General features: G+C 40.4%; 24 protein-coding genes. 15 read left to right on the top strand and 9 right to left on the bottom strand.

Annotated features, from left to right (window positions below):
- Nucleotides 1-54: 54 nt before the first annotated feature.
- Entirely contained in the window at nt 55-741 is a 687-nt protein-coding gene (locus tag ASG85_RS08180) for a YhcN/YlaJ family sporulation lipoprotein (RefSeq protein ID WP_060645890.1), read from the bottom strand.
- A 278-nt stretch (nt 742-1019) separates the two neighbouring features.
- On the opposite strand from ASG85_RS08180, the gene coxB reads away from it, so the two are divergent.
- The 11 genes from coxB (at nt 1020) to ASG85_RS08125 (ending at nt 12573) form a co-directional block, all read left to right on the top strand.
- Nucleotides 1020-2036, top strand: coding sequence for a cytochrome c oxidase subunit II (coxB, locus tag ASG85_RS08175; RefSeq protein ID WP_057304209.1), 1017 nt, complete (start codon nt 1020-1022; stop codon nt 2034-2036).
- 27 nt (nt 2037-2063) lie between these two features.
- The gene (gene ctaD, locus ASG85_RS08170) at nt 2064-3935 is read left to right on the top strand and encodes a cytochrome c oxidase subunit I (protein ID WP_060645889.1); all 1872 of its coding nucleotides are present in this window, start codon (nt 2064-2066) and stop codon (nt 3933-3935) included.
- On the top strand, nt 3932-4546 hold the full coding sequence (locus ASG85_RS08165; RefSeq protein ID WP_057304211.1) for a cytochrome (ubi)quinol oxidase subunit III: 615 nt from the start codon (nt 3932-3934) through the stop codon (nt 4544-4546). The genes ctaD and ASG85_RS08165 overlap by 4 nt, the downstream gene beginning before the upstream one ends.
- A gap of 1 nt (nt 4547) precedes the next feature.
- Nucleotides 4548-4865: a cytochrome C oxidase subunit IV family protein gene (locus ASG85_RS08160; protein ID WP_047687102.1), complete on the top strand. Its 318-nt coding sequence runs from the start codon at nt 4548-4550 to the stop codon at nt 4863-4865.
- 75 nt (nt 4866-4940) lie between these two features.
- Nucleotides 4941-5798, top strand: coding sequence for a cytochrome c oxidase assembly protein (locus ASG85_RS08155; protein ID WP_057304212.1), 858 nt, complete (start codon nt 4941-4943; stop codon nt 5796-5798).
- Nucleotides 5799-5812: 14 nt separating this feature from the next.
- The gene (locus ASG85_RS08150) at nt 5813-6268 is read left to right on the top strand and encodes a DUF420 domain-containing protein (protein WP_029198483.1); all 456 of its coding nucleotides are present in this window, start codon (nt 5813-5815) and stop codon (nt 6266-6268) included.
- Nucleotides 6269-6395: 127 nt separating this feature from the next.
- A complete protein-coding gene (locus ASG85_RS08145) occupies nt 6396-7301 on the top strand; it encodes an ABC transporter ATP-binding protein (protein ID WP_060645888.1) in 906 nt (301 codons plus the stop codon).
- On the top strand, nt 7294-8580 hold the full coding sequence (locus tag ASG85_RS08140; protein WP_060645887.1) for an ABC transporter permease: 1287 nt from the start codon (nt 7294-7296) through the stop codon (nt 8578-8580). The genes ASG85_RS08145 and ASG85_RS08140 overlap by 8 nt, the downstream gene beginning before the upstream one ends.
- 253 nt (nt 8581-8833) lie before the next feature.
- Entirely contained in the window at nt 8834-9574 is a 741-nt protein-coding gene (locus ASG85_RS08135; RefSeq protein WP_057304215.1) for a hypothetical protein, read from the top strand.
- Nucleotides 9564-11657, top strand: a complete 2094-nt coding sequence (locus tag ASG85_RS08130) for a Mu transposase C-terminal domain-containing protein (protein WP_057304216.1) — start codon at nt 9564-9566, stop codon at nt 11655-11657. The genes ASG85_RS08135 and ASG85_RS08130 overlap by 11 nt, the downstream gene beginning before the upstream one ends.
- Complete coding sequence (locus tag ASG85_RS08125; RefSeq protein ID WP_057304217.1) at nt 11650-12573, top strand: TniB family NTP-binding protein; 924 nt, start codon at nt 11650-11652, stop codon at nt 12571-12573. Before ASG85_RS08130 ends, ASG85_RS08125 begins: the two co-directional genes overlap by 8 nt.
- A gap of 257 nt (nt 12574-12830) precedes the next feature.
- On the opposite strand, the gene ASG85_RS39030 is transcribed toward ASG85_RS08125, so the two are convergent.
- From ASG85_RS39030 to ASG85_RS08085, 8 genes are all read right to left on the bottom strand, one after another.
- A complete protein-coding gene (locus ASG85_RS39030; RefSeq protein WP_057304218.1) occupies nt 12831-13022 on the bottom strand; it encodes a hypothetical protein in 192 nt (63 codons plus the stop codon).
- Nucleotides 13023-13109: 87 nt separating this feature from the next.
- Nucleotides 13110-13679, bottom strand: coding sequence for an RNA polymerase sigma factor SigZ (sigZ, locus tag ASG85_RS08115; RefSeq protein WP_057304219.1), 570 nt, complete (start codon nt 13677-13679; stop codon nt 13110-13112).
- A gap of 141 nt (nt 13680-13820) precedes the next feature.
- A complete protein-coding gene (locus ASG85_RS08110) occupies nt 13821-14255 on the bottom strand; it encodes a dual specificity protein phosphatase family protein (protein WP_060645886.1) in 435 nt (144 codons plus the stop codon).
- Between the two features lie 10 nt (nt 14256-14265).
- Nucleotides 14266-14742: an ArsI/CadI family heavy metal resistance metalloenzyme gene (locus ASG85_RS08105; protein WP_060645885.1), complete on the bottom strand. Its 477-nt coding sequence runs from the start codon at nt 14740-14742 to the stop codon at nt 14266-14268.
- A 1-nt stretch (nt 14743) separates the two neighbouring features.
- On the bottom strand, nt 14744-15166 hold the full coding sequence (gene arsC, locus ASG85_RS08100; RefSeq protein ID WP_060645884.1) for an arsenate reductase (thioredoxin): 423 nt from the start codon (nt 15164-15166) through the stop codon (nt 14744-14746).
- 14 nt (nt 15167-15180) lie between these two features.
- Nucleotides 15181-15822 (bottom strand): MIP/aquaporin family protein, encoded by a 642-nt coding sequence (locus tag ASG85_RS08095; protein ID WP_060645883.1) that lies wholly within the window; start codon nt 15820-15822, stop codon nt 15181-15183.
- Nucleotides 15823-15834: 12 nt separating this feature from the next.
- On the bottom strand, nt 15835-16158 hold the full coding sequence (locus ASG85_RS08090; protein ID WP_029198553.1) for an ArsR/SmtB family transcription factor: 324 nt from the start codon (nt 16156-16158) through the stop codon (nt 15835-15837).
- A gap of 11 nt (nt 16159-16169) precedes the next feature.
- A complete protein-coding gene (locus ASG85_RS08085) occupies nt 16170-16592 on the bottom strand; it encodes an arsenate reductase ArsC (RefSeq protein WP_051253960.1) in 423 nt (140 codons plus the stop codon).
- A gap of 215 nt (nt 16593-16807) precedes the next feature.
- Between ASG85_RS08085 and ASG85_RS08080 the strand changes: the two genes are divergently transcribed.
- The 4 genes from ASG85_RS08080 to ASG85_RS37700 all read left to right on the top strand — a co-directional run bounded on the left by ASG85_RS08080 (nt 16808) and on the right by ASG85_RS37700 (nt 19447).
- Entirely contained in the window at nt 16808-17176 is a 369-nt protein-coding gene (locus ASG85_RS08080) for a hypothetical protein (protein WP_060645882.1), read from the top strand.
- Nucleotides 17173-18444, top strand: coding sequence for a DNA polymerase IV (locus tag ASG85_RS08075; protein WP_060645881.1), 1272 nt, complete (start codon nt 17173-17175; stop codon nt 18442-18444). Before ASG85_RS08080 ends, ASG85_RS08075 begins: the two co-directional genes overlap by 4 nt.
- Entirely contained in the window at nt 18441-18821 is a 381-nt protein-coding gene (locus tag ASG85_RS08070; protein WP_060645880.1) for a YolD-like family protein, read from the top strand. Before ASG85_RS08075 ends, ASG85_RS08070 begins: the two co-directional genes overlap by 4 nt.
- Before the next feature lie 527 nt (nt 18822-19348).
- Nucleotides 19349-19447, top strand: coding sequence for a YjcZ family sporulation protein (locus tag ASG85_RS37700; protein WP_156390140.1), 99 nt, complete (start codon nt 19349-19351; stop codon nt 19445-19447).
- Nucleotides 19448-19962: the final 515 nt, after the last annotated feature.

Below are 19962 nucleotides of genomic sequence, written 5' to 3'. Positions count from 1 at the left end.
TCTTTATATAGAAGGAATTTTCGTGAATTCATGTAGTTTGCTTTTACTTCTACCTTAGTGTTCAGGTAATACTTGCGCTGTACCGAAAATGCGAGTTACCGTTTGATTGAAATCCGTTAATAAAGGCATCAGAGAATGTCCCTTCCAACTTTCTTGGGCGTAGTTGTTCATTTTATTAAGGAAATCACGGTTTGCAGAAATATAGACATCCATGATATTAGGCTGCAGTGTTCGAATTTTCTCGGCCATCGCTTGTTTGAATCGATGAGAAAGCATATCGTGGTGCACGGCAGTTTCATAACTATTGAAGCCATTGTTTAAATCATTGGAAGGCATGGTGTCATTGAATGGCGCGTGATCATTATAAAAGCCTTTGGCAGTTCCCTGGTTATTCGTTTCTCTGGTGGAACCCTTGGTACCTATCGCACTGCTGTCAATCATAAGAGCGACGTAGGCATTCTGATCCGTAGTCATCACGATTGCTGTATTTACCCCATTCATAGCATGTAATTGATTGGATAGAAATTGGCTGTATTCCAGCTTTGAATTGTTGTGCGTAACTGGACCATACAGCTGTTGGGTTTGATAAGCTCTTTCGGTTTCCTCTGTTTTTTCGACAGGGGCGCCAAAATTCGTGTGGTCGGGACTTTTCCCATATTCTCTTCCATTCTCTGCACAACCGGATAATGTCAGCAGGAGGAATAACATTCCACTAATCGGAAAACCTAACTTCCTGAGCATCAAAAGAGACCTCCCATATACGTTGTAATGTTTATAGGATGGGATGTTTCTGCGCTTTTATTCGTGTTCACAAATAAAGGCTTTTATGCATAAAGAGGCGGGTGTATGGAAATAACCATGGAGGGAAAATATATCGCTACAGAGCGGTTTAAGAACAATTTGTGAACTTCCCTCCAGCGATTGACAAAAACTTTTCACGAATTTATAGTTAATAAAGTGAATTGACATGGGCATGGCCTTCGTGGTAAAAATATTGTTTTAAAAGTGGGGTTGATACAATGAGTCGATTGAAAAAGTTATGGCGTCTGGTGCCCCTTCTAGCGGCAATGACGTTCTTGCTAACCGGGTGTGGAGACCCAACCTTGTCTGCTTTAGTGCCAAAAGGTCCTGTGGCAACCGAGCAGCTTAATTTAATGAAATTAAGTCTCTTTATCATGGTTTTTGTCGTAATTGTCGTATTTGCAATTTATGTGTATGTGTTAATTCGCTTTCGTAAGCGTGAAGGTGATAATAGCGTACCTAAGCAAGTTGAAGGTAGCCACGTGCTTGAGATTATCTGGACAGTCGTTCCGATTCTCCTTCTGTTAGTACTTGCGGTACCAACAGTGTCCTACACATTTAAGCATTCAACGAATTACAATAAAGACAAAGCTGCGGTTCATGTCAAAGTAACTGCGCATCAGTTCTGGTGGCAGTTTGAATATCCCGATTTAGGCATCGCTACAGCTCAAGAGCTTGTCGTTCCTAAGGATAAAATTATTGCATTCGATCTTGTTTCAGCTGACGTCGCTCATGCCTTCTGGGTACCATCCCTTGGTGGTAAAGTGGATACAAATCCAGGTATCCATAATACGCTTTATCTTCAAGCTGACGAAATCGCAACCTTCCAAGGAAGATGTACAGAGCTTTGCGGAGCCTCTCATGCCTTGATGAACTTTACCGTTCAAGCGAAGTCAGAAGCCGATTTCAATGCTTGGGTAGCAAAAATGAAAGCGCCTGTTACTGTGCCGGCAACTGCACAAAAAGGCGAAGAGCTTTTCAAAGAAAATTGTATGTCTTGTCACGCTGTTAATGCGAACGGTCCTGGTGTTGCTCCTAACCTCAAAGGTTTCGCAGATCGCGATACGCTTGCTGGTATTCTGGAACACACTCCTGAGAAAATGGCATTGTGGATACATAATCCGCAAGAACAAAAACCGGGCAACAAAATGCCGGCTTTTGGTAAAGAAGCAGGCGGTAAGCTTGATGACGCTCAAATTAAAGATATTGTTCAGTACTTACAGACTTTGAAATAAACTTCTCAGGTAAAGGAGGTTAATACGTTGGCTCACTCTCATCCAGTAAAAAAACATACCGGTTTAATGGATTGGCTTACAACAGTCGATCACAAGAAAATCGGTATCCTGTACTTAATAGCGGGCGGTTTCTTCTTCCTCGTAGGAGGACTTGAAGCCATCTTGATTCGGATTCAACTTGCTTTTCCCGATCAGCACATTTTTATCGGCGATTCCTTTAACCAATTAACGACGATGCACGGAACAACGATGATTTTCTTTGCAGCTATGCCGGTTATCTTCGCATTCATGAATGCCATCGTTCCTCTACAAATTGGTGCAAGGGATGTTGCGTTCCCTTTCGTTAATGCACTCGGTCTATGGTTGTTCATCGCAGGTGGCGTACTGATGAACACAAGTTGGTTCTTGGGTGGCGCACCTGATGCTGGTTGGACGGGGTATGCTCCATTATCCTCGATAACGGATACCAGTTGGGGACAAACACTTGAAAACAACCTCCAAGGTACTGATTTTTATGTACTAGGTCTACAGATTGCTGGTATCGGTACTCTAATCGGGGGGATTAACTTCCTCGTTACGATTATCAACATGCGTGCACCTGGTCTTACGTATATGCGTATGCCGATGTTCACATGGTCTGCATTTATTACATCTGGTTTGATCGTACTTGCTTTCCCTGCGATTACGGTTGCCCTTGTTGAACTTATGTTTGACCGTATCTTTGGCGGTGCATTCTTCGATGCAGCCAGAGGCGGTAACAACGTACTATGGGAGCATTTATTCTGGATTTTCGGGCATCCCGAAGTTTACATTTTGATTCTTCCTGCTTTCGGTATCATTTCTGAGATCGTTTCGACTTTCTCGAAGAAACGTCTTTTCGGATACAGCTCCATGGTATTTGCAACAGTTTTGATCGGTTTCCTAGGCTTCATGGTTTGGGTTCACCATATGTTTACAGCAGGTTTAGGTCCAGTTGCCAATTCCATCTTCGCGATTGCTACTATGGCGATTGCCGTTCCAACTGGTGTTAAGATTTTTAACTGGTTATTCACACTTTGGGGCGGACAAATTCGCTTTACAACAGCGAATATTTTCGCAACAGCCTTTATCCCAACATTCGTAATGGGTGGAACAACAGGGGTTATGCTTGCGATTCCAGCAGCAGACTTCCAGTATCATGACACGTATTTCGTTGTTGCTCACTTTCACTACGTTATCGTTGGTGGTCTAGTACTTGGTTTATTCGCGGGTCTTTACTACTGGTGGCCAAAAATGTTTGGACGTATGTTAAACGAAGGAATGGGTAAACTGCATTTCTGGTTGTTCTTCATTGGCTTCCATTTAACATTCTTTCCTCAGCATTTCTTGGGACTCATGGGAATGCCGCGTCGTGTCTTTACGTACCAACCTGGTCATGATCTCGAAGTAGGTAACTTGGTTTCAACCGTAGGTGCTTTCTTGATGGGTATCGGTACATTAGTATTCTTGATCAACATCATCGCAACAGCAAGAAAACCGATCACGGCTCCTGCAGATCCATGGGATGGCCGTACATTGGAGTGGACGATTCCATCACCTGCACCTGAGTATAACTTTAAACAAACACCGCTTGTTCGCGGATTAGATGCATTCTGGAAAGAAAAAATGGCAGGTAATAAAGAGATGACTCCGGCAGAACCAGTTGGTTCGATTCATATGCCATCCGCATCGATTTTGCCGCTTGTTATGTCCGCTGGTTTGTTCATTGCAGGTTTTGGTTTTATGTACCGAAACTACTATGTAGCTGCCGCGGGTATCATTGTTACATTTATTGCAATGTTCTTGCGTTCCGTATATGACGATCATGGTTGGCATATTGAACCGGAAGAGCTTGAAGATGACAAGGGGGTAAAGGCATGAGTACTCATCATACGGGCGCACTGCCTGCTAATCCGGAAACGGCTACCCTCGAAGGGAAAAATAAAGTTCTCGGATTTTGGTTGTTTCTCGGTGCTGAAGTTGTGTTGTTCGGTTGTTTATTCGCAACCTACATCGCACTTCGGAATTCCGTTCCAGATGGTCCTACAGCGGATGAACTTTTCAAACTCAAAACAGTGGGTTGGTCTACATTCATCCTCTTAACAAGTAGCTTAACGAGTGTGTTCGCGATCATTGCGATGCACAAACAAAAGCTGGGACAATTGTTATTTTGGCTAGCAGTTACTGTATTGTTTGGTCTTTCGTTCTTGGGGATGGAGATTTACGAGTTTTTTGAGTATGTGCATGAAGGACATAAATTTACAACAAGTGCTTTCTCAACTTCGTTCTATACTTTAGTCGGTTTCCATGGAGCTCACGTAGCGTTTGGTGTTTGCTGGATTACATTGTTGATTTTGCAAGGACTCAAAAAAGGTCTTACGGTTGTTACAGCACCTAAGTTTTATGTGGCAGCTTTGTATTGGCACTTTATTGACTTAGTCTGGGTATTTATCTTCACAGTCGTTTATCTGATGGGGAAGGTGGGTCACTAAGATGAGCAGCAATTCTCATGATACACACGCACCTAGCAAACGAGTTAAGCATGAATCACCTTTGAACCACTACTTGTCTTACATTATCTCGATTCTTCTCACGATGTTGGCATTCGCTGTCGTTCTTTACGGAGACTTGGATCGTTCCTTTATTTTGATCTTCATCGTAACTTTGGGTATTGTGCAAGCTGTCGTCCAGCTACTGTTCTGGATGCATGCCAAAGAAAGAGGACACTTATTCCCGCTCATTTTTATCGGGGCAGGAGCTTTCGTTGCTCTCACTGGGGTTATTACAGCAGTATATTGGGTATGGTGGTAAGAAAGCAGGAAGAGGCAACTTTGTCTAGACAAAGTGCCTCCTCTTTTTTTAGTTGAAAGGAGATAGAAATTAGCTATGAGCCAAATTGGTGGATTTTTCGATTTGTGGAATCCTGTTACACTGTTGGTGGTCGTCGTTGTCGGATATGTCTATAGTCGATTTGTCGCTAAGGGGAATGGGAATTTCGCGGATGCCGAGCCAGTTTCGGATAAGCAGAAGCTATGTTTCTATACGGGGCTTGCCCTGTTCTACATAGGACAAGGGAGTCCGATTAATTACATCGGTCATCATTATTTGTTTAGCGCGCATATGCTGCAGCAAACGATTCTTTATTTAATTGTCCCTATATTTATATGGTTAGGTACGCCTGCTTGGGTACTCCGTCTTTTTATGCAAAATCGAGTCTTCCGCGGCACATTTTCATTTTTCGCACGTCCGCTGATCGCATTGTTTTTGTTCAATATGCTATTCTCCATCTATCACATGCCTTTTATTATGGACGGTTTGATGAAGAATGATGTGTTACTTGTAAGTTATCATACCGTGCTTCTGATTACTGCGTTCATGATGTGGTTCCCTGTATTTTGTCCACTTCCAGAGCTGAATCGTCTGAATGACCTGAAAAAATTGGCGTATATTTTCGGCAATGGTATGTTGTTGACGCCTGCCTGTGCGCTTATCATATTTGCAGATTCGATCATTTATGATATGTATTCGAACGTGACTGTACCTTTCGCTCATTTGTCTCCGCTCGATGATCAACAGCTCGGGGGCGTTATTATGAAAATCATCCAAGAGATGGTATATGGGGCTACACTTGCCTATATTTTCTTCAGATGGTACCGTAGAGAGCGTAAGGAAGATGACGATATGGAGCTTGCTGAGACACAAGAGAGCATGAATAACCAGGGCGGGAATTGGAATCGCGCTTAGAAAGGATTTATGAGATGCACATTTTACCAACTATTTCTACGATGTTTATCGTTATCAGTGCCATATTTGTTGGTTTCGGCTGGTATCATATTGTAAGAGGGAATCGGGAAACGCATCAAAAGCTGATGGTTCTAGGAGCAATCTTCGCACTGGCGTTTTTCATCATCTACATGTCCCGTACCTTGTTTGAAGGAAACACGGCATTTGGCGGGCCCGAGAGTCTCAAGCTGCCGTATCACTTATTCTTGTTCTTCCATATTACGCTGGCAACGGTGGGTGGAGTGCTGGGTCTAATCACATTATGGTTTGCATACAAAAACAAATTTCTAAAACATAAAAAAATCGGACGAGTCGCCGCGATTGTATGGCTGCTTACGGCGCCTACAGGTGTCTTGGTATATGTTCTGCTATATTTGATGTATCCAGGTGGGACGACAAAGCCAGTGATTGATGCGATTTTTGGCTTGTAAAGAGAAGCTGAATGTGTGAGTTGTGCTCACAACATTCGGCTTTTTTTGTTCCCGTTTTTTTCCATATATTGTGGTAAACTAATTCATGAACAAATAAACACGTTATCTAAGGAAGGATGGTTAAAAGGTGACATATCCTTTGATCGTTGATCATGTTACGAAGCAATACGGGGAGAAGACTGCAGTGAATGACATCCAGCTTCGTGTCAAGCAGGGCGAGATATACGGGTTGCTTGGGGCTAATGGAGCTGGGAAGACAACGACGATGCGGATGGTATTAGGTCTCATTTATCCGGATCATGGAAGCATAAAGTGGAAGGGTCAAGGTTATCGGGAAGAGCTGAGGCAGCTGATGGGCTATTTGCCAGAAGAACGAGGTCTGTATCCCAAGGTCAAAGTTAGCGAGCAGATCATCTATTTAGCGGAGCTGCGCGGTCTTTCCCGTAAACAAGCTGATGCAAGTTTGAAGCTGTGGTTGGAGCGATTTGGCGTCCCCGAATATTACAACAAGAAGGTGGAGGAGCTATCCAAGGGAAACCAGCAGAAGATCCAATTCATCGCTGCGGTCATACATAACCCGGAAATACTAATTCTGGATGAAGCCTTTAGTGGACTCGACCCGGTGAATGTGGAGCTGCTGAAAACAACCGTGAAAAGCTTACGCGACGAGGGAAAAACGATTCTCTTTTCCAGCCATCGCATGGATCATGTGGAGGAGCTGTGCGAGCATATTTGCATTCTGCATCGTTCCAATACGCTTGTGCAAGGCAGCTTGAAGGATATTAAAGCAACGTTCCCTAAAGAGAGAATCATACTCGAGACCGAGAATCCGATTGAAGGTCTAGAGAAGCTACAAGGCGTTATGGCGGTTGAAAAGCATATGATTGGCTATGAGATCCGTATTAATGATGCTGCGGCGTCGCAGCATATTCTCAGACATGCCATGGGGCAGTCAAACGTATATCGGTTTCAGTTGATGGAGCCAACGTTAAATGAAATCTTTATTCAGAAGGTGGGGAGTGCCCATGAATAGGATCATGACCGTTATTCAATTCACTTTCATGACCCGTTTCCGATCCAAATCGTTTCGTGTGATGAGTGTGATTCTGATTTTGCTATTATCCATTATGATTCATTTGCCTGCACTCATTGATAAACTTTCCTCTCATGAAGCGACGAAGATTGGTGCCTTTGCAGGCAAACAAACGGAGCTTGCTGCTAAGCTAGCGACCTTTTATAAGAATCAGCCCAATTCGGATATTGTCATTATTCCACTTCGGGATGCGGGCAGTACTGCAGCGAATGAAGCTTTAGGTAAGCAGCAGATCGCTGATAAGAAGATCAAGGGATATTTGGAATTTACAGATGCCGTTGCAGCCGGTTTTCCGAAAATGGTGTATAAATCCGAAGGCACGATGGAATTTTCTTTAAAAGGCAAGCTTCAGACCGCTCTTCAGCTTATTAAAACTGACACGGCTTTACAAGGAGCAGGTCTCGCGGCTGAACAAAAGGCTAATATTCAAGCGCCAGTTTCCATAGAAACTGTGCAAATCTCAACGAATGACAAGGCTGCGTCTGGCAAAACGGAATCGCAAATGGTGATGTCCTACGCGCTTGTATACGTGATGCTGTTCATGCTTTACATGGGTGTTATCGGCTTTGGGAACATGGTCGCGATGGAAATCACAGCAGAGAAGAGCTCCCGAGTAATGGAGCTTCTTATCACCAGTGTGTCCCCGCTTAAGCAGATGTTTGGCAAAATCATCGGGATTTGTCTACTCGCTTTATCGCAAATAGCGCTGATAATTGTGGTGGGTGGAATCAATTTAAGCTTATCTGGCAGCAGCAAACTAATTTCGGAGCTGCACCTTAACTGGTCCAATTTACAAATGTCACTTATCGTATATTTCTTAATCTTCTACCTGCTAGGGTTCTTCATCTATGCAACGGTTTTTGCGGCTGTAGGTTCACTTGTGAGCCGTACAGAGGAGGTGGGGCAAGCGATCATGCCGGTAACCCTGCTCATCGTGGCAGCCTTCATGATTGCCATGTCTGGACTGAATAACCCGAATGCCGGATTCGTTGTTACGATGTCATTCATACCGTTCTTCTCGCCACTTATTATGTTCCTGCGCATAGGGATGAGTAGTCCGCCTATTTGGCAAATATGGCTCTCCATCGTCATTCAATTAGCATCTATCGGTGCTATGGCTTGGCTTGCTGCTAAGATCTATCGCACAGGGGTGTTGATGTACGGCAAACGTCCTTCGTGGCGAGAGCTGCGGAAGGCGATGCGAGCTTATAAGGTGTAGGGAGATATCTTGGTTTATTTTGTGAGTAACGGTTATAATTGAGACAGAATTGGTCGATAAATGAGACAAATTTGGGTATATGTTTGAGACTAAAATTAAGAGCTAGATGAATCAATTCGTTGATTCATCTAGCTTTTTTATGATATCTAACGAGAAGTATAAATTTGTCTTTCCAAAAAATGAGATTACATGGTAATATCAATAAATGAATTTATATTTGATTATAATTGATACTTTTTTACGGAGGAGCAACATGAATTGGTCACAGAATGATTGGAAAGAAGAAGACAAACTCTATAGTCCTAAGCGAAAGGTAAATAATAAGGGGAGTCGTTATCACCCACATATCATTGGAAGCTTCTATAGTCAAAAAAATAAGCGGCCCGTTGAATATGAGTCATTAGGAGAACGATTATTCTATTATTATCTTGAGTTAGATACTTCTGTACTCCGATATTATGTACAACCAATTGAAGTTTCTATTTTTTCTCGAAACGATGAATGGTTCCATATACCAGATGTATTAGCATATAAACAAGGGTTCCAACCACTTCTTTATCAAATAAAAGATAATCCTGATAATGAACTCACCCCAAAAGAAGAGTTATGCAATCGTTATTGTAGAGCGTTGGCTTTAGAAAAAGGATGGGAGTACAGCGTTATATATCCTAAAACTATGCCTCAAACTTTAACGAGGAATATTCGGTTTTTGAAAGGTTTTTTAAAGATGAGAAAATACTATCCAGATTGGTATGATAAAGTCGTAGATCGTCTCTCATTTCTAGAAAATGATTCTATTGAGTATCTTGCTAATTCATTCAAAGAAACCATTGACCCTCTCTATCTAAAACCACTTATCTATCATTTGCTTGCAAAAGGAACCTTTTTAACAGATGTAAATGAAATAATCAATTCACAAAGCATAATAACGGTAAATTCCCAAATGGTTTCACCATCAACTCTTTCAAAAGGGGCTGTAAACTTTGTCCTTTAACCAATTAAAAGTATATGATGAATGCTCCTTATATGGAAAAAAGTTCAAAGTTATTACTATAGATGCACCGAACGTGTGGTTAAAAAGACCCGATGGGGAAGATTTAAAGATAACTTACAGTGCATTAATTAATCACCCAACATTTATTCCAGATATAAAAATGAAACAACTTCGGAAAGAAAGTCGAGAATATGAAAATGCACTCGCTAAATTAGATGAGAAGAAACGAGATGAAGTAAGCAAAAGGTTTGAAATTATCCAACCACTTATACTATTGGATAAAATCAAAAATAATAATAAGCAATCCATCTCTCAATTTAACGATAAGTTCAATGATCTATTATTTGAAAATGAACATGTTATCGACTTAAAGCAAGAGGACTTATTAGAAAGAATTAAAAAAAAGCACGGTGGTTCAAGGGCAACTATTATGAGGTATTTGAAAAATTTTAGAGATGCAGCGGCAGATTCTCATAATCATGATGGAATGGAAGGACTCATCTCAAATAAAGGTAGGGGCTATACAGGGAGGAAAGACAATAAATTGGTGATGATATGCCATCCCGATAACCCAGAGATAATACTTGATACCATATCTGTTAGGCAATCTGAGAAACAGATTGAAATTTTGAAAGAAACGATAGAAAATGATTATCTTACAAAGTATAGGGTTTCTAAAGCTTATATTCATGGGCTTATAGAGCGTAGGTGTGCAAAAAAAAATGAGCAAGAAATAAAGTATAGTACTGTCTCAGACATTATTGATAGAATCGATGAAAAAGCAAAAGAACGATTACGAAACATGAAGAAAGCAAAAGCCATTTATGATGAAGTTGCCCGTGGATATGCAGATCGGGATGCGGACTTCAGATTAGATATTGTTCAAATAGATCATACACAACTAGATATGCAAGTGATTGATGATGCAACAGGTTTAGTTATAGATCGACCGTGGATCACGTTAGGGATTTGTGTTCATTCACGAATGCCGTGGTGCTTCTATCTTTCTCATGAAGGCCCGTCCTCAAATGTAGTACGAAAAGCAATACAACACGGTGTATTCGTGAAAAACACCGTTGGAGATTATGGGACAGATTTGGAATGGGAAGCTTTCGGTATACCAAATATTATTTATGTAGATAATGGCATGGATTTTAAAAGTACGGATATCAAAAGACTTGTAAATGAAACATTAGAGTCAGAGATTATGCATCGTCCAGTGAAAACCCCACACTATGGATCGGTTATTGAACGTTTGTTTGGTACAATAAATACAGAGTTGATTCATAATATTTTAGGCACGACTAAAAGTAATATTTTCAAAAAAGGTGATCTCGAACCAGAAAAAGATGCAGTCCTTACACTAGACCAACTTAGGAAGATATTAATTCATTACTTAACTGATATTTATCAAATTCGCCCTCATAGAGGTTTAGGCAACAACATTTCCCCGGTTGCCAAATATCGTGAAAGTGTTAATGAAGTGGGGTATCCTGAATGGATTTTTCCTGGAGATGAAGAGAAATACAAAATTGATTTCATGTTAACCAAACATAAGCCTTATACACGAGATGGTGTTCGTTGGGATAACAAAATATACAAGTCAAAAGAATGTGAGGATATCATTGGATCAAAAGAAAAGAAATATACGGTGAAATATGATCTTGATGATATTTCTAAGATATATTTATTACATCCAAAGAAAAACGAATTTATCGTATTGTTCTGCGAAACACCACCATATGAGACCATAGCCGGAGTAAATCAATATACATATAAGAAACTCTTACAAGCACTTAAAAAGGACGGGGAAGAAAAGTTAAAGTTGCTGCCAGGTAAAGCACAAATGCATCGCGCATGGGAGAGAATTGAAGCATTTATCAGAGAAGGTATTAAAAATAAGAAGAGTGTAAGGCAAATAGCTTCAAAAATGACGGGTATAGAAGTAAGTGTAACTTCAGCGTTTCAAGTAAATCAAACATTACAAAATAAAATAACAAAAAGTACTATGAGTTTAGAAGATGAATTATATTTGGCTGCTAAAAAAGCAGAAGAAATAAGAAGGAGTAAGGGAAATGAGTAGTGAAGAGGTAAAAAGTTTTGCGCGTAGAATAAAAAAATTATTTATTGAACACGGAGAGGTTGTTAGAATCTGGGATCGCTTGGATTCAATGAGAGTCTACATTGAGGATGATGATTTAGAAGAGGACGATGAAATTGATAAAGATCCTAGACATTTGTTTCTCACAGGATTATCAGGTGTAGGAAAATCTCAGATAGGAGAAAGATATAAAAAGCGTAATCCAGGATGTACAGTTATTATTGATGAAGAAGAAATTGACATTAAGCCAGTGTTATATATAAAGCTTCCATACCCATTTACACAGCATGCTTTTTTTAGAAAAATACTTCAAGCATTAGGAACGGATAATTTAAGAAATGATGTACGACTTAATATTATTAAAGATAGAGTGCTGTATCTTTTAAAGAAACAAAAAACAGAAATGATTATATTCGATGAAATGAACTTTATTTTGAGAACAAAAAATTTCGATAATCAGACAGCAATGGAAATGCTAAAAGATTTAACGAATGAGCACCAAGTCTGTATTGTTTGTATGGGAACTCCGCAGATAGAAATTCTTCATAAAATGGAGGACGAGTATGTTAGAAGATTTGGAAGAGATCATATAAAGAAGTTCGAAACTTGTGATGTTGAGTTTTGTGAACTTCTCAAGAAGATAGAAGAAGCAATTCAACCTCCTTCTTATATCGGATTACATGATATGGATACACACTATCCTCAGCTTTTACACCAATATTCTCAAGGTAGAATTGGCTATTTAACATTGATAATAAAAGAAGCTTATAACATACTTGGGGTTTTCAAAAAAGACTGCACTGATTTAAGCGAAGCTATCTTAACAGCTGATACATTAATGCAAGCAAAATTTAACTTGTTTCGGGAAAGTGATCATTTAATTAAACCGGCTAACTAATTAATAGTTAAAGTAATGAAGACAATACTTGGACGAGGGATCATTTGCAAAATGGATTCTAAAAGACTAACTATACGTCTAAAAGAGAAATCAGGAGAATGCCTGACTTCTCTTTTGTTTAAACAGCCATCATTTTCATTTTTGGTGAAGATAAAGGTAATAATTTCAGTTTAGTATCATTAGTTATTTACAACTGAATTAATCAAAGAAAACAAATGGCCGCGAATGATTAACGGCCATTTGTTTTCTAAATATAATTAGTAGCAACAGGAACTTGAAGCAGTCTTTGTTGCAACTGAATTCGAATCACAACCACAACCATCCTGTCCAGCTGCCTTCGCCTTTGCATCTTCTGAACAACACGCGTTAGTCTCGGCTGGAGCAGGTCCTCCACAACAGCTTTCATTTCTAAAATTGCCTTGTTCGTCCTTGTTAATTTCTTTGCTCATATTCTTTTCCTCCCTAATAATTAAAGTGCGTTACGTATCAGTAGACGCACAACAATACATAAGGATGCAATTTGTTTTAGAATCTAATTAACAACAATCCGATGTGTTGCATTTTGTATTGTTATTACTTCGAGAAGTGTAATCAATGATATTACCTAGCCGGTCAAATTCAAAGTTACAACAATTAAGCAAGAGCTCTTTTAGCTTCTCCCTGCCACGCTGCACTCTAGATTTTGCTCCAGAAAAAGAAATACCTAGTTGCTCACTTAGTTGTTTTTGAGTGTAATCGCCTAACTCGGTGAGTTCTAGAGCATGCTTATAATTATCTGAGAGTTGCCCAACCATGGGTCGGATACAAGAGGCTATTTCCTTAATAGCTTCATTTAGGTCCTCAGTTTCTTCTAAAAGTAATTCGGTTGGCAATTCAACCTTCAGTTGGAATTGCTCTTTTCTGTAATAATCAATGATGCAATTTCTAGTAATTTGATATATCCAAGATTGCAGTTTCTGATCATCTTTTAATGTATCTAAGTTAGCGTGTATTTTCATAAAAACATTCTGTAGAATGTCATCAGCATCATGTTCACTTTTCACCCGTTTAATAATGAAATTCCGCAAAGGACTATAAAATGATCTCCATACTTCCTCGGTGTTCATATTCTTCCCTCCAGAATTGTTTTATTACAGAGACGTACGAATTTGCAAATGGATGCACTTTTTCGAGAAAATTTTATATCCTTTAAAAATAATATAGGCCCCGTTAGCAAAATTATTGCCAGGGGGCCGAATCAATGTAGATTACTTGTTAAATAATTTCTCAAGTGCTTCCCGTTGAGGCTGTTTAATACTAACAACAGGGCGAATGCTTTGCGCCAATTTTTCAGCTTCTTCGATGGTGTTGCTCATACCTAAGGCTAACAGCGTGCCAATGGCCACAGCGCCTGTACGACCTTTTCCACCACCGCAATGGAACCCAACCTTTTTACCGCCTCTATAAGCCTCTACAACGTGATTAATGGCTTGTTGGAATAGTTGGTCCTGTGGTCCCTCTGCATTATCTCCAAGGGGGACTTGGAGCCATTCTACGTTACCTGTAGGATAGGCGCACTCCGTAGCTTCTCCACGCAAATCCACAACTACTTCAACGCCTTCATTTTTAACCATATCCTCGACGTCAGAAGCTCCACCAAAATAAATTTTATCTTCGACTAATGCTTGATAGTTTTTCTGCATAGTGAACTCCTTATTTTTTCTTGAAAGATGTGAATTCAATCGTTACAGGTGCGGATGGCGCGGATGGAGGAGCACAACATAAAGACATATCCTGCAAATCCCCTGCAGATTCAAATTCAGAATCTTCTTTTGTGTAGAATATTTCCCATGCGTTTCCATCTGGGTCATAAACCCATACTTTATCTTGAACTGCATAACAGCAAGTCGTATTCATTTCATCGATGAGAAGAAGCCCGCTTTGTCTTAAACGCTCACCCATAGCCAGAACCTCTTCGGTGTTATCCACTTGAAATCCCAGGTGATTGAGGACGCCCTTTTTCTCAAAAGGACGTACATTTAAAGAGAAGTGAAGGGATGGATCGTCTAACTCGAATTTAGCGTAGTTGTCTTTTACTTTAGAAGGTTCCGCACCAAAGAAAGCACAGTAAAAATCAAGTGACTTTTGAAGGTCTGTACAGTTAACCGCAACGTGCATTCTTTTGATCATATTACTTGCCTTCCTTCAAGAATTGCTCAATGCGGTTCTTAATGGAATCACGCACTTCACTGAATTTAGATGTAATTTCTTCTTCTGTTCCGGTTGCTTTTGCAGGGTCATCAAAGCCCCAATGCCATCTTTCAGCCTTATCGTTACGTACAACTGGGCAGTGTTCGTCAGCATGACCACACAACGTAATAATGTAATCTGCGCGGCTTAAAATCTCAGTGTCAATCACGTCAGATGTATTGTTCGAGATATCGATTCCTGCTTCTTTCATTGTTGCAACAGCACGTGGATTCAAACCGTGTGCTTCTAGTCCTGCACTTTTAACTTCATATTTGTCACTACCTAGTGCTTTTAAAAATCCGTCTGCGATTTGGCTTCGGCAAGAGTTACCTGTGCAAAGAAAATATACTAATTTTTTGTCCATATTCGAACATCTCCTTATTCCTGTATTGTTTTATAAACTAGTGAAGCAAAGACAGCTCCAAGAACTGTTGCAACTAGGTATAACCATAAATGTTGTGTTGCTCCTGATACGATAGCGGGTCCAAGGGAACGTGCTGGGTTCATGGAAGCTCCGCAAATCGGACCTGCAAACATAGCCATTAGACCAACGGTACCTCCAATAGCAACACCGGCAAATTCTTTAATTGCTTTACCATGTACAGCAGAACCCAAAATAACCATCATTAATACAAAGGTTAAAATGAATTCCAGAATGAAAGACTGCCCTTCCGAAAAGCTGGGAAGAGTTGCCCCCAAGTTGGCGACATTGCCAAAAAGAAGCAACGTTGTAAAACTCGCAAAAAGCGCCCCAGCAAATTGTGTGACCATATAATAGATGCTGTCTCGCAAAGAGATATCTCCTCTAACCAAGAAACCAATAGTGACAGCAGGATTAAAATGAGCGCCTGAAATATGTCCAAACGTATAAATCAGAGCCATAACGACAAGTCCAAAAGTAATTGCGACACCAACATGGGAGATGCTTTTCGTGATATCGTCAATAACCATCGCTCCTGGACCTGCAAAAACTAAAAAATAAGTACCAATAAACTCAGCAATCAACTTCTTTTTTAACATTCAATTATCCCCTTAATCACAGCAATTTGAATCTTCACAGGTTAGCTTCTCCACTTTATCTTTTTGAGAAGGGAGGTACTTAAATAATTCGGTTAGGAAAGGCTTATCTTGGGTAGCAAGTGAATAGTACACCCACTGACCTTTTTTTGTTTCTTTAACGAGACCGCCATCTTTTAATTTACGCATATGCTGGCTAATATTTGGCTGGCTGGTCTGCAATATTTCTACAAATTCGCATACACATAGGTCTCTTTCTTGCAGCAATAGAAGGATAGATAGTCTGCATTTATCGCCAACTAATTTTAAAGTATCGACCATATTTTCAATTTCAATCATCATTAGCCCCCTTACAATGTTACATTCATGCCTTTTAGCAGATCGATAACTTTTTTCTCAATTTCATCCCTTGTTTTGCGCAGTTCCTCAATGTCTCCATCACTATGTACTAAAGGATCTAGGATATTCCATTGTACATTCGTGATCCCAAAAGGAACAACAGGACAACGTTCAATTAAATTCTCGCACAATTTAACAATGACATTGGAGGCTAAAAAGGTCTTCATATCAATCTTTTTGGAAGCATGATCTGAGATATCAATTCCGACTTCTTTCATAACCGCTATAGTCAGGGGATGTATTTCACTCGCTTCTAGTCCAGCACTTTCAGCAATGACATTCTCTTTACCGTAATGTTTGGCGAATGCTTCAGCAATTTGACTTCTACAGCGGTTTTGAATGCACAAGAAGTAAATACGTACAGGTTTCTTCACGATAATCAACCCCTTCCATTTGTTTATTATTATATAATTACTTGATTATATTAATAAAGTTAAGAATTTGTAAAGAATATAGAAATCAATGCATCGAAGCGCAGGAAGCCCCAAAAAATGTTCTCTTCATTCCATGAAATTCACTTGCATAACGAATACGTGTTCGGTATATAATATTTAATACGAATAGATGTTCGCATATGGTGGTGGAAAACATGAGTGTTGATCTAAGAGTTGAGAATGAAGAGGATGTTCAAATTATTAAAGAATTTACGTTGTTACCCATTTTACTCGATATGCTAACAAGAGATATGGAGGAACTCAAAGTTAACAAGGACAAAATTGTTTATAATCATGTTCTTTATTATTTGAGAGAGGTTGAGACAGCGATTTATCCCCAATTACAAAGTATTAAGAGCAGTATGAAAAAGCGGGATATCAAAGTACTAAACACAACCACAAATTCAGTCGGGATTAACGTTGAATACAAGGTCCGCGGCTACATTCATCATTTCACAATGCTTCGCAGCTTGGTCAAGGCCGAACTTATGACCACGCTCATGAATATGAGGAGGGAGTTATGAGCGAGAAACGTGAGAGGACAATATTCCTCTCGGACTGCCAGTCGTTCTATGCAAGTGTTGAAAAGGCGACTCATCCCGGTCTCGAAAATCTTCCTGTTGTTGTGGCTGGGGACCCGGCTAGGAGATCAGGTATTATTTTGGCGGCATGCCCAATCGCTAAAAGCTCTGGAGTTAGTACAGCTCAGCGGCTTGGTGAAGCGCTCCAATTGTGTCCAAACGCTATCGTAATGCGTCCACACATGCAACGTTATATAGATGTATCACTTGCCATTACTGACATTTACAAGGAATATACGGACTTGGTAGAGGTATTTTCAATAGATGAACAGTTTTTGGATGTATCAGGTTCACTTAAACATTTCAATTGTTCACCTGAAAAGTTGGCAATCATGATTCAAAAAAAAGTTGCAGCCTCCATGAACATACGTATCCGTGTAGGTATTGGACCGACCAAGATACTTGCAAAGCAAGCGACAGATAATTTCGCAAAGAAGAACGCAAATGGTATTTTTACACTTGGCAAAGACGATGTGGAGCGTGAGTTGTGGCCGTTAACCGTTGATAAGATGTACGGGGTGGGATCACGGATGACTCGACATTTCGTTGCACTCGGTATGACGACAATAGGTCATGTTGCTAGGACACCTCTTGCGACTCTCAAGCAGAAGTTTCGAGCTCGTTTTGGTAAACAGTCAGACATACAAGCTGAGGTGATGTGGCGTACTGCCAACGGATTAGATGACAGTCCAGTCACACCAGGAACGTTTGATGTAATGCCTAAATCAATCGGGCATGGAATGACTTTGCCACGAGACTATGCGACCGCGGAAGAAGTTGATATTGTACTCTTGGAATTAACCGAAGAGGTATGTCGGGATGCACGAGCAAAAGGGTTTACAAGCGGAACTGTTCACGTTTTTTGCATGTGCTCTCCATACGATGCACCAACAGGTTTTAGTCAGCAACGGAAAATGCCGCTGTGTACGAATAATACATTGAAAGTGTATCGATCTGTACGCGAAATATTTCACCGTAATTGGAATGGTCTTCCGGTACGCAAGGTCGGCGTTACACTCGGCTCACTTGCCGATGAAGAGGTCACGCAATTGGATTTATTCGAAGATGTTACAAAGGTTCGTGAGCTTGATCGTGTTGTGGATGGTATCAAAGACCGTTTTGGTAGTACGGCACTCATCCGCGCATCAAGTCTGATGAAAGCCGGTCTCGCAGTAGATAGAGCCGGAAAAATTGGAGGGCATTATCGATGAGCAAGAAACTAGAACGGAACGGTTTATGGGAGTCTAGTCGGATGATGCTTCCACAACATAAAGAATCTGCAATAAGAAATCAGAAAGAAATGCAACGCATCCAGCGTCTAGTACTTGATGAGCAGGAAGTGCAAATTATATCAGCCACACTGAGTCAGTCACAGATGTACAAGAAGACGGTTGAACTCACATTATATGGTGAGTATCAGCCACGTTTCATAACGGGTATTGTGACACGCAGCAAACACGGCGAATTCCGAGTTGACACTGTTGATCCGTCTAATGGAGTTGAGGAATGGAGTTGGATCAGCTATAAAGATGTGTTGAAGGCAGAGCTGAGTAAAGAGTTTAATTATGATGAAATGATATATCGGTAGAAGCGTTGGGAGAGAATAAACACCATCTAAATGTAATTTTACAATGAGTGGTGGCTACTCCGTAAATGATCCCGATGCAGGATTTCGGAAAGAATTTTACGCGGAAAAGGACCTGTTATTGCCTGCAGGAACGTACTTAATTGCAGCCAACTGCAATTTTTCTCTCACTGAAAAGGTTGTGGACAGCCATTATCACGGTGAAGTTCACACGACAATTGTCGTTGAATAAGGCGATTAAAGCTATCGCATCACAAACGTTGAACTAACGAGGAACGATAGCTTCATAACAAATTCTAGTAGGCTGCCGGTGATAAATTCGGTGGCCTATTCCGCTAACGGGCAGGATTGTTCAATTGTTCCACGAATACTTCCGCTTTCCTAAACAAAAAACCGTCCTTTAGAGGAACGGATTATTATGTGTTTTTTATCTTTCAGCAAGGAAGCCCTGGCATATGTCCAATCAATGACTATGTACCGAGCGTATGATTATACCGTAGTGAAAATTCACCTGAGGGGAATGAGTAAATATGAGTGGTGCAAGTTGTGCAGGTTACGGTTCAAGCGCAGCAACTGTTTTGGTTCTTTATATTCTTTTGGTTATTGTCTTAATGACTTTTGCATGGTAATTCCTTAATCCAACATCCACAAAGAATAACGAGAAAAAGAAAAACGGTCTTATCGCGAAATAGATGCGAATACAGACCGTTTTTTTCTCGTTGTTTAAATGAGGGTGACGAGTGAGTTGGGTGCCTGGGTTGGCAATATCAATATATGGTCAAGTGGATGATTCCGCCACTAGGCCGATACCCATTTGAATTATTCCTTCCAACAAGCAGCTGTGTACATTAACTGCAAGCGATTTCTGAAACACAAGTTTGTTATGCTAACGGAAACGATAGTTCAACCAGAACAGGGAGCAGGCCTTCGGGGTGCTGCTCCCTGTTACATTGAATTAAATTAAGACTGAACGATACGAATTCAAAGGTCAGGCACAGTGTCTTAATATAGAGTTGGAATCGGAGAACAATTGAAGGAAACAATATCTCTTAATGCAATCGAATATTGATTCCATCTTCCGCCGAAAAACCTAAAGCCATAGGCTCTTGATTCCCCAACAGTCGTCAAAAAAAACCAGAAATTG

Origin of the sequence: Paenibacillus sp. Soil724D2, from assembly GCF_001427935.1 — a bacterium.
In the GTDB taxonomy this organism is placed as follows: Bacteria; Bacillota; Bacilli; order Paenibacillales; family NBRC-103111; genus Paenibacillus_E.
Note: the sequence above shows the minus strand (reverse complement) of the source record. Positions and strands in the feature narration are given on the sequence as shown.

Bases quoted from the DNA above. Each gene is read 5' to 3' on its own strand.
- ASG85_RS08165 (WP_057304211.1), top strand. From the start codon at position 3,932: ATGAGTACTCATCATACGGGCGCACTGCCTGCTAATCCGGAAACGGCT.
- arsC (WP_060645884.1), bottom strand. From the start codon at position 15,166: ATGGACAAAAAATTAGTATATTTTCTTTGCACAGGTAACTCTTGCCGA.
- ASG85_RS08180 (WP_060645890.1), bottom strand. From the start codon at position 741: ATGCTCAGGAAGTTAGGTTTTCCGATTAGTGGAATGTTATTCCTCCTG.
- ASG85_RS39030 (WP_057304218.1), bottom strand. From the start codon at position 13,022: ATGAGCAAAGAAATTAACAAGGACGAACAAGGCAATTTTAGAAATGAA.
- sigZ (WP_057304219.1), bottom strand. From the start codon at position 13,679: ATGAACACCGAGGAAGTATGGAGATCATTTTATAGTCCTTTGCGGAAT.
- ASG85_RS08150 (WP_029198483.1), top strand. From the start codon at position 5,813: ATGCACATTTTACCAACTATTTCTACGATGTTTATCGTTATCAGTGCC.
- ASG85_RS08095 (WP_060645883.1), bottom strand. From the start codon at position 15,822: ATGTTAAAAAAGAAGTTGATTGCTGAGTTTATTGGTACTTATTTTTTA.
- coxB (WP_057304209.1), top strand. From the start codon at position 1,020: ATGAGTCGATTGAAAAAGTTATGGCGTCTGGTGCCCCTTCTAGCGGCA.
- ASG85_RS08080 (WP_060645882.1), top strand. From the start codon at position 16,808: ATGAGTGTTGATCTAAGAGTTGAGAATGAAGAGGATGTTCAAATTATT.
- ASG85_RS37700 (WP_156390140.1), top strand. From the start codon at position 19,349: ATGAGTGGTGCAAGTTGTGCAGGTTACGGTTCAAGCGCAGCAACTGTT.
- ASG85_RS08110 (WP_060645886.1), bottom strand. From the start codon at position 14,255: ATGCAGAAAAACTATCAAGCATTAGTCGAAGATAAAATTTATTTTGGT.
- ASG85_RS08070 (WP_060645880.1), top strand. From the start codon at position 18,441: ATGAGCAAGAAACTAGAACGGAACGGTTTATGGGAGTCTAGTCGGATG.
- ASG85_RS08125 (WP_057304217.1), top strand. From the start codon at position 11,650: ATGAGTAGTGAAGAGGTAAAAAGTTTTGCGCGTAGAATAAAAAAATTA.
- ASG85_RS08135 (WP_057304215.1), top strand. From the start codon at position 8,834: ATGAATTGGTCACAGAATGATTGGAAAGAAGAAGACAAACTCTATAGT.
- ASG85_RS08075 (WP_060645881.1), top strand. From the start codon at position 17,173: ATGAGCGAGAAACGTGAGAGGACAATATTCCTCTCGGACTGCCAGTCG.
- ASG85_RS08140 (WP_060645887.1), top strand. From the start codon at position 7,294: ATGAATAGGATCATGACCGTTATTCAATTCACTTTCATGACCCGTTTC.
- ASG85_RS08105 (WP_060645885.1), bottom strand. From the start codon at position 14,742: ATGATCAAAAGAATGCACGTTGCGGTTAACTGTACAGACCTTCAAAAG.
- ASG85_RS08160 (WP_047687102.1), top strand. From the start codon at position 4,548: ATGAGCAGCAATTCTCATGATACACACGCACCTAGCAAACGAGTTAAG.
- ASG85_RS08155 (WP_057304212.1), top strand. From the start codon at position 4,941: ATGAGCCAAATTGGTGGATTTTTCGATTTGTGGAATCCTGTTACACTG.
- ASG85_RS08090 (WP_029198553.1), bottom strand. From the start codon at position 16,158: ATGATTGAAATTGAAAATATGGTCGATACTTTAAAATTAGTTGGCGAT.